Raw genomic sequence first — 11,863 nt, 5'->3', positions numbered from 1 at the left:
CGAAATCGACCTCGGTCAGGGTCCCGGTCGGGTTCTTCTCGGTTCGCAGGTTGCCTTCGAAGAATTTCCAGGCGTCCTGGATCGGCTTGGCTTCTTCTTCGGTGGGGTCTTGGCCGTTGATGTCCTTGATGCACCATTGCCCTCCGTCGGCGAGCAGCTTCTCGATCTCGTCGATCACCACCACATCACCGGGACAGGTATTGGGCACCTCGCCTTCGAGCTTCGCGCGCGCCCACCCGAACGCCACCTTGTCCGGGGTGGTCACCACGATCATGGGCACACCGTCGCGGTTCACCGGCGCGGGTTGGTCCGGGTCGTACTCCACCACGTCGAAACCCTGGTCTTGCCAGGTGCGTTTCTGGAACTGGTAGTCGCGCGACGCCAAGTAGTCGCTGCTGGTCCACACCTGGACGACGCCGTGTCGCACCGCCAGCTCCGCAGCCGCCGCACCGACGGTGAAGGTCTTGCCTTGGGCGGTCTCCATGTTGACGATCTGGTCGGCGACGGCCAAACCACCGACATGCTGATGCCCACGCAGAATCTGCGTCTTACCGTGGTCGAGCCCCTCCCGCCGGATCGCCTCCGTGATCGCGAACCAGCGCTGCTCCGGGGTGCCGTTGTGGATCAGATCGGCCAGTTGGCCGGACGACATTGTGTCCATACGGCCGCCATCGGCCGGAAAAAGCCGGTCCGACAGTGAACCCCAGTCGACTGTGTGGCCCGGCACCTTCGCGAGGTACGCCGCCACCAGCTTCTCGCCGGCCTCCTGCTGCGTCGCACCCCAATCCCGCCAGTTCAGCCCCTTCTTCTCGGCACCACCTGGTGCGGCAGTCTGCGACGTCTCCCCGGAATGGCCCTGCCCACCCGAATCGCCGCTGCCGAACCCTGGCGCATTGTGGTGTGCCGCTTTCTGATTCGCGCCAGTGCGCGTATCATCGGCGTGCCCTGTCGGCACCGAGTCGGTGTGCTGGGCGGTCGAACCCGTGTGACCGGCTACGACCGGACTAGCTGTGGCACCGTTCCCGGCACCGGCCGACCGGTTCGCTCCCGCGGGCGGAGCCGAACCATTCGCGGAGGCGCCGCCCGTTCCGGCAGTCGAACCGTTGCCCGCGCCGGCCCGGGTGCCATTTGTGTTCGAGTTTTGATTCGCCTGCCCGGCGGCCGTCGCGGGTTCCGCAGTAGACCCAGACTTGGACAGCACCGCACCGGTCCGGCGGTCGGAGGTTTCATTCAGTCTGTCGTCGAGCTCTTTCCGCAGCCTGTTCAAGCCCTTGAGCTCGACCGGCTTCCCATCGCTGTACTGGTCCAGCGCCGTCGCGTATCTTTCGGCCAGCCGATGCTGGAAGTCTTGCCGCACATCCCGCTGCGCTGCAGTCTCCGCTTCGGAGGTCGGCATGTTTCGGGCGGCGAGATTGCCGAACAACTCCTGGACCTGAGGCCAATCCTTGGCCACTGCGTTCGTGTGGATGGCCAGCATCTGCGAGCCCTCACCGAGGCCATGGATAACACCGATCATCAACGCCTGCGGCAGGAACTGCCCCGTATTCACCCCCGCCGTCACATTCGACCAGTCCGCGTCGCCGTTCAACGCCTTCCCCGACTGCCACAACGCTCGACTCGCTATGTCCCCCACCGTCATACCGGGCACGTTCCCCAACGCGGCCGCCGCCATGCCACCACCGATGCGCCAGAACGCGGCTCGATTCTTCAACGCCTCTCCGGCCACGGCACCAAGCACATGCCCACCGAGGGCACCGCCCATCCAGCCACCACCCGCCGCCAGGATGGCCTCCCCGTCGAGGTCGCCGTACGGGTTCGCCAGCTGGAGTCCCCCCGTTAAAGCCCCGCCCCACATCCCTTGCTTGGCTGCCATCCACGCGCCATCGGACACGGCGTGCCGCGCGACCGCCGTCCACGGCTGCTTCTCCGCCGCATCCGCCGCACTCTGGGCCGCCGCGTCCTCAATGCCATGCCGTGCGCCGCCCCGTACAGCATCCCCAGCCGCATCTGCGCCTGCGTGAGCCGCCGCACCCCCGGCCGCATCCCCAGCCGCGTCTGCTCCCGCTCGAGCCGCAGCATCGCCACCGGCCCGGGCCGCCGCGTCGCCAGCAGCGTGTCCGGCGGTGTCCGCAGCCGCTTTCGTCCCGAGATCACCGGCAATGTCCGCGCCCACATCCGGAAACCCCACCCGCGCAAGGTCTTTCGCCACTATATCGGCTATGTCGCCCGCTCCGACCCGGCTCATATCGCCGGCAGCCATATCCCCGAAAACCTTCGACGCTATCTGCTCCAAACTCGCTTCCGCCAACGCCGCACTCGTGCGCCCCTCCACAACGTCAATGCACTCGCGGCGCGCCAACGCGATCAGCCTCTTCGTGATCGCCACCCGCAAGGGAATCGCCGCATTGCCCCACGCCGTCCATGCGAGCGCGGCGACTTGATACGCCAGCTGCCCGGCCATCACATCCATGAAACGTGCCGTGAACCACTCACTCGACCTGGTGGTACGTATCGTGTCCGAGACCTTCGGCATGCTGTCCGCCAGCTTGGCGAGGCTGGACTGGCTGTCGGTCAGTACAAACGCGACCTGTTTGTGAAACGAGTCCTCCCCGGCCCCCTGATAGTGCGCGTCGGCCTTCTGCAGAGCGTCGGTGATGCCTGGGGTGTAGCCAACAAGCAACTGCCGCGCCTGTTCCCACAGATCCGCGAACTCGCCCATCTTGTCGAAATCGCCATTGGGCCTCATTTGGCCGAGGTTCAGCACCTGCACAGCCCACGCCCACCACCCCGAATCATCGATGGCCACACATCACCCCCTCACCACCATCCCCGCCAACCCGGTCACCACTCCTCGTCGCCCGCCGTCGAGGACGAGGGCGGGGCCAGCGAGACGTCTGGCTGAGACGGGAGCAGGCTCATGAAATCCGGCAATACACCGGACAATTCATCGATCATGGGGCCACCGGCCTGTCCGTTGGTCGCGGCCGCAAGCAGAGCGTCCGACCGCTGCTTGACTTCCGCCGCCGCACGCTGCGTCGCTCGGGTTATCGCAGAGGCGATTTCGCCATAGGTCAGCTCACCGACATCGTGGGAAAATCGTGTCTCGACAATCGTCCCAAGTGCATCGACCGTGACGCTAACCCGCCCGCCTTTCTCTGAGGCGCTGGCCACCAACTCAGCTCGCTTGTTCCACGCCTCGCACATCTCCCGCAGAGCATCACGCGACGCTTCGATCTGCTCGTCCAACCGTCGGGCGGCTTCCTCGTACACCGGGAGCTAGGCCTCGAGCGTGTCGGAGGCAGCCTTGAACGCATCCGCTGATGCCTGGTCCGCCTTCCCAAGCGCCGCGGTCGACCCTACGAAAGCGGCCGCGAGACCGTTCTGGCCGACGATCGACGTATGGTGTGCCTCGAGCGTTTTCACCAGATTGTCCATCAACTGCCCGCAGTTCTTGTCGAAGCCGTCCGCGATCTCGCCGGTGCCCGCGCACGACGGGTTCATGTAGTGGTCGAAGCCTTCCTTCAACATGTGCAGCACCTCGCCGAGGTCGTCCCCGGCGTCGTTCATCGCCCGCGCGGCGCGTCTCGCCTGTACGGCATCAAGTTCGATCTTCCGAGCCATCTCAACCTTCTCCAAACTCTGTGAGCACCACTTCAAGCAACCAGCGCGGTCACCACGCTTCGTCGTCGGAAGCCGGCGACGTAGGCGAGGCTTCCGGCACGATCGGGATGAGTTTCACGAAATCGGGTAGATCCGCAGCCATGTCATCGGACTCTGGAATACCGCCGAATCCCTGGCTCGCGGCAGCCATGAGGCTGTCCGACTGCGCCCGGACGTCGGCGGCGGCTCGCTGCGCCGCCTTGGTTACTGCCACCGCGATCTCGTTGTAGCCGAGTTCGTCTATGTCACTGGCGAACTGCGTCTCGACGACTATGCCGTCCGCATTCACCGTCACCGTCACCCGACTGCCTGCTTCCGAGGCCACTGCCGTGAGCTTGGCGCGCTTTTCCTGCGCCTCGGCGATCACCTGCATGCCTGCGCGGACCGCGTCCATCAACTCATCCAGCCCGGCACGCGCAGCCGCACTCTCGAACATCACGGCCGACGCCTCCACCATGGCTGCGACTGCACACATGGCCAGCGTGGATTCGACACGAGTTGTACAGCCATTTCCACCTCCTGACAACGACTGTTCCGAACAGTCCCACACCTCATTCCGCAGGTCACCAAATCTTCCCAACCACGGGAATTCCGTGCACCGCAAGGCCATTTCCTGGACGAGATACGGCATTTGTGCTTCCCCGCCAGTATTGGAACTGATCCGCCGCTCCGACCGATCGCCAACGGCAACCCGGCGAAATCCTCGTGGGCGGCCACCTGATTGCGGCAACCCTTCAGCTACCCCGAGGCCAACGAGCAGCAGAGCGTGCACTACCGGCCGGGTCACCCACCCTCGCCCGGACCAACCCCCGAGGTACGGGTATCAGCGGATGCCCGTACCCGGCCTTCTCGCGCTCGGTCCGGCCAGGCCGCCCGGATCCGGGCCGTCTTGGACATGACGGGTCATCTGCCAAAAGTAGATCGGCCGACCAGGCCCCGCGACGGGCAGCCCGTTCAACCTCGCCACCGCCATCTCCGCCCGTTCCACCGTGTCGTAGACGGCCTTGACCGTCACGAAAATGCCGGGATCGGCGAGCATTCTGGCTCCACGCCACCGCTGTCAGGAGCGTCGATCCGTACCACGGCATACAACTGCCTTCGGTCCTTCCGGGCCATGAACCCTCTTCCCGAGCATCAACGACAGAGGCTATCCGCGAAACCACCGGATCGTAGACCTTTCAAACAGCCACAGTCGGATCGCCGCGCTACACGTGCCGTCGCATATCTAGCGAGGCGGTTCTGCGAGCGCATGACGGGGTACATGAGCGCCGTGGGCTCAAATGGTGCCGATCAGCGCCAGCGAACACCGTTTCCAGAATTGATCATGGGCCTCAGCAGACACTTTCCCTTCTACATGCGGATCAATCAACGGTTGCGCGAGACCACGGTGCCGCGGCCGGGCGGAAGTTTCGTCGACTTTGCCCCTACCCAGCAACACGCCTTCGTCCTTTGGTGCGCTCATAAGCACCGCATCGACCGATAAATACTCGAGCGGACCAAGAACTGGTCGTAGAGCGCTCGGCTCGCCCCGCCTGCGCGTCGTGCGACGAATCACATGCAGACTGATGTCGCGGGCTTGCGGATACGGTCCCGAGACGTAGGTGGTGTTGAACCGCACCAGATCGACCGCGTCGTTCTCGAGGAAGACCGAACCGGGCACGCTCGGCAGGTGGTATGGGTCTGTGATACCGAGTACCTGTCGGGACTCGTTGGCCGAGAAGGTCCGCAGGTCAACCCGGTGCGACAGAGTCCAGGCCACGTATCCGGTTCTCTTGTCGTGGGGGAATTGCCTGACGGAACTACCCCTCACCTGGGGAATTACTTGACTGCTGACACTCTTCCCTCCGCTGCGACGCGAGCAAATGCATCCACAAGGAGCGGCCGAACCGTCCGATCATTACGAACAGCTCCGCGAAATCCGGCTTCTGCGACAACAACTCGGAAAACTGACCATCACTACCGGCATCAACTTGCCAAGCGGGCTGCCTCGTCGATTGCGGCGACTGCGGAACGGCACGGCGATCGCCACGATCACCGCGATCCGGCGCGTCCGAAGGTCAACCGGGGCCGCAGTGTGCGGGGGCGCGATTGCGGGGGCGACGCTCGCACCGTCGACCGGCGCCTGGTTGGGAAGCTGAGTCGGCGCGTTTGTATCGAGGTGGCGACATCAGCAGGAGATGGCTCAGCCGCCGGATGCATCAGCGCCGCTTGGCGTTTCGAGGCATCATCGAAGATCGATGCCGAGTCCTTGTCGGCGGAGGATACATCTTGCCAATCTCGAGGTAAGTGTCCAAGATCTTGTTGAGCACCTTCGCATGACTGAGCACCATCGTTCAGTGTGTCGGAGGCTAGGTGGTGCAGATCTTCCGTGTCGCCCGGGCTCGGCCCGCCTCCTTGATAGTCGCCTGACTTGCGGCCGCCCTTATAGTGCAGCATGCCGAATGACCCCTGGTGCCAATTGAACGCCCCGGCACTGGATCGCTTGTCCGTATTCGCGACCTCTTCGAGCGCGTTGAAGATTTTCGCCGCGATGGCCGCCGCCAACTCGGGTTTTGAATCGCGTCTTCGCGTTACCCGCCGCTTCCGCGAGCCCGGCCCACAGATTTCCTGTCTGGTCGACAGGATTGGGCCTTACTCATCACAGCCCCCGTTCAGCGCGAGCGGCCGAAGGCGATTTCGGCCGCGTCCTGATATTCCTGATATTCCGGGCTGGCGATCCGCAGCTTGACACTGCGGTCCAACGCCGACAGATGCACCCACATGCTGGGCGTCGGTGCCCATAGCGCTGCCGCCAAAGGTGCGGGCTTCTCCCGTTCCGGCACGCCCAGTTCGGTGGTCAACGGCCCAGTCAACGATTGAAACCAGTTGTCCACCACCGTAACCCGATTCGACACGTCCTTGTCGAGCATATCCGTCACGTTGACCGTCACGATCCCGATGCCGCCCCCAAAGAAAGTGAATCGCGCCTCCGGTGCGTTCACCGCCGCGCCGGTTGCGGCGAGCAGACCGTACCGCTCGGTCGCGCGCAACTGCCAACCCAGTCGCGCGCACACCCGATCGGCATCCTCCAAGTGCCAGGTCCATTCGATCTCGCGCGCGGCCGACACCACGCTCAACGCCGTCTCGATATCCGCCGCCGAATAGCTCAGCTCGCTCACAAGCGTCACGGTACATCCGCCGCATCCTCTCAGCATGCCTATTCCCCAGCTTCGGGAAGTAGTAGCGCAGGAGCACCACGGGCCGCGTCGAGAGATTGGGTAAACACGCGGATGCTCACACACATCGTCGTACCATCGCGAATAGCTCTCGGTTCGGCCGCGGCGGCCACATTCGAGCCCGACGAAGGTCAGCGCGCAGGTCGAGGCGTTGATCTGCCATTTGCGGCGCGAGCATCCGCGGTGCGGTGCGCGTCGGATCACGGCGACGTGCCGCTATGGTGTCCCGTCGGAGGTATTGAGCGACAACGGAGGTCAGTTCACCGGCCGATACGTCGATGAGGCTTTCCATGGCCGCGTTGTCACCGGCCGCGCCGACGCGGCCCATCGATCCGGCCATGCCGTGACGAGTCGAGGCGTGCACGAACTTTCGGCTGCTGAATTGGCCGGATTCAATCGGTCGGTGTGCGGAACGCAGCCGGCCACGTCGCCGCGGCGGGCCACCGCATTGTTGAGCGCATGCGCTGCCAGCGCCACTTCATTCTCGAGTCAGTGGATAGCCCACGATCCGGTTGGAGTAGACGTCCTTGACCGCGCAAATGTAGAGCTTGCCCTCACCGGTGTGGTGCTCGACTCGGAGTTCGGTTACCGATTCCTCGCGATGCACCGGCCCCGGGCTGCGTCGGGGCGACTGCCGCCGGAGTGAGTCCGCGCTCAACCGGTACGGAACCGAGCCCAGTCGTACAGACACCAATCTGTCCGAAACCTCGTCCCAGGCTCGAAGCCCCCCGGTCGCGAGTCGGATCGACAACGACGATCCCCCTCGGTATCTCGGTGTCCATTCCGTCGCTCATGGCCTGGGCCCACACGAACACCGGCGTCGTGAACTGCACCAACCGCACATCCGTCGGCCGGACCACATCATCATCAGCTGCCAGGGCAGCAACCTACCTACCCCGCGCCACCGCGAGTCCTTTCCATCGGTCGGCGACCCGGCGCTGCCCGCTCACCCAGGCGTCTTCGACGTAGGTGGCGTGGACGTGGATATACCGGGTAGTGGTGGCGGTCCAGGAGTGACCACAAAGCTCCGAGCCCGAGCAGCGAGTGCAGTCGCGCGAGCAGCGGCAACGTGATGGACCGCTTGTCGGGGTCCATATCCGCAGGGGCGAACCGTATCCCAGTCGCCCCCTGCATGGTGGCTTCGGAGAGCCCGAGTCCCGGGCATGGGCGCTGATGACGCGATAGTTGATCCGGTTCGGCTGATCACAACCGAAAGTGAACGAACCGGGATGGACAACCCACTCACTCCTCTTCTTCCGCAAGCCCCATCGCGAATGAGAAGGACGTCAAGAACCCTGGTATGCGGGATCGGTTTCGGCGGCAGCCAACGTGGCCAGCTCACCTGTCAGGGCGTTGGGACGCTCCGGTCAGAAATGAACGAGAACCCGGCCCTCGTTTCCCGGATCTGCCTCGACGCGCCGGTAGAACTTTTCAAACTTGGCTGGGCGAGCTTCGCGAGAACCCGGCGCTTCAGGGTTCCGGAGCCTTTGCCTGGAATTATCTCCAACAAGCCGACCTTCTGCGCAACCGCACGGAAGATCGCGCTGCGCACCGCATTGTCGATGTCGCGATCACTCCGGAAAACAGGGTGAAGATCAACTGTCAGCATTTCGGCCACATTCAACTCCTGAAATCCTGAGCAAGCCACACGATCTCATCGTTACATCCTTCTCGGTCATAGTGCCATCTCGGATGGCAGATCCGGGTGATCCCAACGTTGGGAGGGGGCCTTGGCCGGCGGCTATAGCCCGAGTTCGTCGATAAGGGCGTGCATGCTCATAGGTGGCGATGCCAGTCCAGCGTCCAGACGTCGTTGTAGTGGTCAGAAGGCGGGCCATCGTTCGGAGGATCGTGACCCGGCCGCGGGTCCCGTCGTCCTCGCCCGGACCGAACCGCAGCCGAACGATACGGGCTACGACGGCGTGGGTGCATCTGTCGGCACTGCAGCGCAGTGTGAAATTGCGGATCGTCAGCCCGGAGTACTACGAGTACCACGACGCGGCCGAGATCGCTTTCGGCCGCGCGCGCTGAACGCCCGCCTGCGATCGCGGGCTACGGCTTGCGCACACAGCGGCCACAACTCCTACTGGTACTGGCCCCCGGCCGGATCTGCACACGTTCTCACCGTCGACCCGCCTCGCGCTACGGTCGATCGCTCATGTGCCGTGGCCGCACCGACCGGCCGGCTCGACAACGGCCTGGACATCCACAACGACGAACAGCACGCGTTGCTTTCGTCTGCACCCGCACGCGCCGTGGTCGGCGATGTGGCCACACTTGAAGGGGATCGACCGAGACCCTGTCGTCCACGCTGATGACGCCACCCACAAGGATTTGCGCGCCACACTCTAGATTGCTCTGGCCAGACGGGCGCGGTATCTCTCGGCGAATTCGGCGGCGTAGTCCTGCGGTGGCTGCGACGAGGAAGATCGTTCGACGATGCCGTCGTCCGCGACGTAGAACAGCGCGCGGCCGAGCACGATCTCACCGGGGTGGGTAGGCGCACACACCATCCAGCCGACGTCGAGCCGCTCGGCGACAAGGTCGTCGAGCGGATAATCCGAAGCGTCCAGCCCCGCTTCTGTGAAGTATTGGCGCACAAGGTGTTTGGCATTGTCCGCAGTGATCGCGGCTATCTCGGGCGCAGTGAGCCCGGCGAGGCAGAACTGGTAATAGGCACCGTCGAGGTCGAATTCGGAGTCCTCGACGAGCAGATCCACCAGATGCTCGCGGCGCACCTCGGCCCGCTCCGCCGCCGACAACAGCGCACCTGCCGCGGCGCGGACGCGTCGATCGGCCTCGTCGCCGAAACGGGCAGCCACCAAGTTGACCACGGTCTCGACCGTCCAGATGCCTGGAACAGCAGACGCGAACTCCGACGGGGACGGCGAATCGCCTCGGTACCAGCCGGTTCCGTCCCACCAATAGCAGAACGACAACGTGCCTTGCGAGGCACGGGGATTGAGCACCTGGTTGGCGACCCAGTGGGGCGCACCGCGATACAGCTCGGGCATCTCCCCGGCGCCGTTGTACGCCGCCTCCAGCTCGGGTGCGTTCCACAAACCGCCCGACAACACCGCGCGGCCACCCGGCACCAGAAACAACGTGCTACCACCGCGCGCCGCCCCCTCGAACCACCCCAACGACGGGAGAATTCGCGGACCTCGCGGCGACCCGGTCGCCACGAACACCGCCGCCAACATCGCCCACCGCGCCCACAAGACACCCAACGGCGGAAACTCGTTCTCGGTGAGCGTCGCCCGCACACCAGCGACACGGTCCAACTCCGCCTGAAACGCCGCCCGCTCGGCAGTCCGGGTCTGCCGACCGTCATTGGCGATATAGGCGGCCAGCCACAGCGGCACCCGTTCGCGTGGGAACACCTGGAGGTCATTGAGATACGCCTGTTGCGACAACAGCTGCCCGTCCGGGAACGGCTCGTCGCCATAGTCGTAGTCGACCGTGATCTCACCATCCGAACTAAGACCGACGATCATCCGCCACCACGGCTCCCCCTCGAATTCGGCCACCAACTCCCGCTGGGCCCGCGCCGATATCACCAGCAACTCACTTGGCACAGCCTCGACAACAGTCCCATCGGCGACCGTGTAGAACACTCGCTGGAACGTGTCCGTGACCGTCACGGAGAACACCGCGTCCAATCGCGTCCAACCCCGAGGTGCGGCCGCCGCGAGTTGCCTACCGATGTCGTAGGCCAATTCCTCGGCCTGCTGTTCAAGCGAACCCGCTGTCTCCCCCAGCTCATCCGGCGCGTCGAGCGCAGGTGAGTGTGGCGGCTCGGCACTAGCTCCGTCTTTGGAGGCGCTGCCAGAGCCGAGGGTGAAACCGACATCCGGCTTGTCGTCCAGTTCGCTTTCGGGGCTGTCCTGCATCGTGGCTCCTGAATAGAACCGTCCGCCGTCACAGTGACGGAAGGTAGCTGACCTGAATTCATCTCGTTCTCACGGCTGCGCGAGACCAACGTGCCGCGTCCGGGCGGGAGCTTCGTCGACTTTGCCCCTGCCCACCAACACGCCTTCGTCCGTTGATGCGCTCATCAGCAGAGCGTCGACCGACAGATCCGCGAGTGGACAGAGGACCGGGTCATAGAGTGCCCGGCTCGCCCCACCCGCACGGCGGGCGATGATAACGTGCAGACCGATGTCGCTAGCCTGCGGAAGCAGATCGAGCAGCGGATTGTTCGACGCGACCATGTCGTAGTCGTCGACGACGATGTAGACCTCATGGTCGGTCCACCAGCTGCGCTCACACAGCTGCTGGGGTGTGATACCTATTCCGGGAAGGCGTTTCGTCAGGTACCTGGCGACCTCCAGTGGACCGGTCTCCGGGCGAGCGAGTTCGGTAGCGATGCAACGACTTCCGACGCCGATGTGGGCATGCCCGAAATCCGGGTCGGTCGGCCTGCGCTCCCACACCGGCCGTGTCCCCACCAGTGATCGCTTGTCGCAGGTTCTGGATGACTCCACTCCAATGGCTCCCGTTGCGCCGCGCCGGTCCTGCGGACTTTTGCGCAACTGGTCCAGATACCGGAAGTAGTCCTTGCGTTCCTCGTTCGACTCGGCGGACTTCCTGCCGCCCGCGCCCCCGTTCACGAACATACCGACATCGACATCAGCATCATCGGGAACGTCAGTGACAACGGGTTACTCAACACGGATCGCCCGCCCGTGGTGATCATCATCGCCACCATGCCGACCATCGCGACGACCATGACCACCGGCATCAATTTGCCGAGCAGGCCACCAGGCAGCGTGCGCGTCAGCTCAGGCGGTGCGTTGAGCACCACCTCCCCACCAGGCGGACGTGGCGGCACGATCCTCTGCAGCCGCACGAAACCCTCTGTCGCCAAGCCTGTTCCGCCTCACCGCTAGTGCCCGTCACAAGACCCACATTGTTGGTCGGTCAACTGCGCACGTCGACAAATCTCCCCACTGGCGAGAAGCCGAGAGGGTGTGGCGCGATTCCTT

9 protein-coding genes and 3 pseudogenes are annotated in these 11,863 nt (G+C 64.4%); all 12 read right to left on the bottom strand.

Translation table 11 applies throughout. The annotated features are described in order from the left end of the window. A pseudogene (locus ABZW16_RS32280) lies at positions 1-2,806 on the bottom strand (hypothetical protein); the annotation flags it as partial. Between the two features lie 35 nt (positions 2,807-2,841). Further along, positions 2,842-3,246 (bottom strand): YbaB/EbfC family nucleoid-associated protein, encoded by a 405-nt coding sequence (locus ABZW16_RS32275; protein ID WP_354959872.1) that lies wholly within the window; start codon positions 3,244-3,246, stop codon positions 2,842-2,844. Between the two features lie 30 nt (positions 3,247-3,276). Then, positions 3,277-3,621: a hypothetical protein gene (locus tag ABZW16_RS32270; protein WP_354959871.1), complete on the bottom strand. Its 345-nt coding sequence runs from the start codon at positions 3,619-3,621 to the stop codon at positions 3,277-3,279. A 49-nt stretch (positions 3,622-3,670) separates the two neighbouring features. After that, entirely contained in the window at positions 3,671-4,117 is a 447-nt protein-coding gene (locus tag ABZW16_RS32265) for a YbaB/EbfC family nucleoid-associated protein (protein ID WP_354959870.1), read from the bottom strand. Positions 4,118-4,483: 366 nt separating this feature from the next. Further along, complete coding sequence (locus ABZW16_RS32260) at positions 4,484-4,699, bottom strand: hypothetical protein (RefSeq protein ID WP_354959869.1); 216 nt, start codon at positions 4,697-4,699, stop codon at positions 4,484-4,486. A 543-nt stretch (positions 4,700-5,242) separates the two neighbouring features. Further along, positions 5,243-5,609: pseudogene (locus ABZW16_RS32255) on the bottom strand (hypothetical protein); the annotation flags it as partial. A gap of 702 nt (positions 5,610-6,311) precedes the next feature. Continuing rightward, complete coding sequence (locus tag ABZW16_RS32250; protein WP_354959868.1) at positions 6,312-6,818, bottom strand: DUF6301 family protein; 507 nt, start codon at positions 6,816-6,818, stop codon at positions 6,312-6,314. Between the two features lie 247 nt (positions 6,819-7,065). After that, positions 7,066-7,446: pseudogene (locus ABZW16_RS32245) on the bottom strand (DDE-type integrase/transposase/recombinase); the annotation flags it as partial. Between the two features lie 774 nt (positions 7,447-8,220). Further along, a complete protein-coding gene (locus ABZW16_RS32240; protein WP_354959873.1) occupies positions 8,221-8,484 on the bottom strand; it encodes a Smr/MutS family protein in 264 nt (87 codons plus the stop codon). 739 nt (positions 8,485-9,223) lie between these two features. Next, positions 9,224-10,768 (bottom strand): hypothetical protein, encoded by a 1,545-nt coding sequence (locus ABZW16_RS32235; protein ID WP_354959867.1) that lies wholly within the window; start codon positions 10,766-10,768, stop codon positions 9,224-9,226. 69 nt (positions 10,769-10,837) lie between these two features. Continuing rightward, the gene (locus ABZW16_RS32230) at positions 10,838-11,494 is read right to left on the bottom strand and encodes a hypothetical protein (RefSeq protein WP_354959866.1); all 657 of its coding nucleotides are present in this window, start codon (positions 11,492-11,494) and stop codon (positions 10,838-10,840) included. Beyond that, a complete protein-coding gene (locus ABZW16_RS32225) occupies positions 11,485-11,682 on the bottom strand; it encodes a hypothetical protein (RefSeq protein WP_354959865.1) in 198 nt (65 codons plus the stop codon). The genes ABZW16_RS32230 and ABZW16_RS32225 overlap by 10 nt, the downstream gene beginning before the upstream one ends. Between the last annotated feature and the right edge of the window lie 181 nt (positions 11,683-11,863).

It is taken from the genome of Nocardia sp. NPDC004604, assembly GCF_040609795.1.
GTDB lineage: Bacteria > Actinomycetota > Actinomycetes > Mycobacteriales > Mycobacteriaceae > Nocardia.
Note: the sequence above shows the minus strand (reverse complement) of the source record. Positions and strands in the feature narration are given on the sequence as shown.

What these genes read in the sequence shown, in the direction of transcription:
- ABZW16_RS32230 (WP_354959866.1), bottom strand. Translation starts at nt 11,494, where the DNA reads ATGTTCGTGAACGGGGGCGCGGGCGGCAGGAAGTCCGCCGAGTCGAAC.
- ABZW16_RS32235 (WP_354959867.1), bottom strand. Translation starts at nt 10,768, where the DNA reads ATGCAGGACAGCCCCGAAAGCGAACTGGACGACAAGCCGGATGTCGGT.
- ABZW16_RS32270 (WP_354959871.1), bottom strand. Translation starts at nt 3,621, where the DNA reads ATGGCTCGGAAGATCGAACTTGATGCCGTACAGGCGAGACGCGCCGCG.
- ABZW16_RS32240 (WP_354959873.1), bottom strand. Translation starts at nt 8,484, where the DNA reads ATGCTGACAGTTGATCTTCACCCTGTTTTCCGGAGTGATCGCGACATC.
- ABZW16_RS32265 (WP_354959870.1), bottom strand. Translation starts at nt 4,117, where the DNA reads ATGGTGGAGGCGTCGGCCGTGATGTTCGAGAGTGCGGCTGCGCGTGCC.
- ABZW16_RS32260 (WP_354959869.1), bottom strand. Translation starts at nt 4,699, where the DNA reads ATGCTCGCCGATCCCGGCATTTTCGTGACGGTCAAGGCCGTCTACGAC.